The organism is Burkholderia catarinensis, assembly GCF_001883705.2.
Classification (GTDB): Bacteria; Pseudomonadota; Gammaproteobacteria; order Burkholderiales; family Burkholderiaceae; genus Burkholderia; species Burkholderia catarinensis.
Genome location: NZ_MDEQ02000074.1, coordinates 1 through 802 on the forward strand (window position 1 = coordinate 1; position 802 = coordinate 802).

Annotated in this window: 2 tRNA genes and 1 rRNA gene; all 3 read right to left on the reverse strand. The window is 50.2% G+C overall.

Annotated elements, in window-relative coordinates:
- Nucleotides 1-231 (reverse strand): 23S ribosomal RNA (locus tag BFF94_RS37540); the annotation flags it as partial.
- Between the two features lie 272 nt (nt 232-503).
- A tRNA-Ala gene (locus BFF94_RS37545) sits at nt 504-579 on the reverse strand.
- A 35-nt stretch (nt 580-614) separates the two neighbouring features.
- Nucleotides 615-691 (reverse strand) — tRNA-Ile (locus tag BFF94_RS37550).
- Between the last annotated feature and the right edge of the window lie 111 nt (nt 692-802).

Here is an 802-nt window from a genome sequence, read left to right on the forward strand (position 1 = left end):
ATCTCGGTTGATTTCTTTTCCTGCGGTTACTTAGATGTTTCAGTTCACCGCGTTCGCTTCACATGGCCTATGTATTCAGCCATGGATACTCCAAAAGGAGTGGGTTTCCCCATTCGGACATCTACGGATCAAAGCTCGTTTGCCAGCTCCCCGTAGCTTTTCGCAGGCTACCGCGTCCTTCATCGCCTGTGATCGCCAAGGCATCCACCACATGCACTTGTTCGCTTGACCCTATAACGAGTCTGTCTCGTTACAGGTTGAGTTCTCGCATTTGTGCCGTATTCCAATTGAGTCAAACATAGAGTTCGAATCATCTTGAGATACATCGATACAATCACAACCCGGATAGTTTCCACGTCCATCTCAAGACGCTTCCGCTATCCAAATTACTTACTTCTTCCAGATTGTTAAAGAACGACAGCCGATATCTGTTGATATCCTCTGACTGGCTCAATCGCCAATGACAAGGATTCGACCCAAGTCGAACGCTTGTCATTGAGGATTGGTGGAGGCAGACGGGATCGAACCGACGACCCCCTGCTTGCAAAGCAGGTGCTCTCCCAGCTGAGCTATGCCCCCATGTACAGATGACCTCAGGTGTTACCGCCAGACAATGGTGGGTCTGGTTGGATTCGAACCAACGACCCCCGCCTTATCAAGACGGTGCTCTAACCGACTGAGCTACAGACCCCTGAGTCTGTCTTTAATTTACAGCCGATAAGCGTGAGCGCTCAACTTTGCGAGAAGCTCTAGAAAGGAGGTGATCCAGCCGCACCTTCCGATACGGCTACCTTGTTACGAC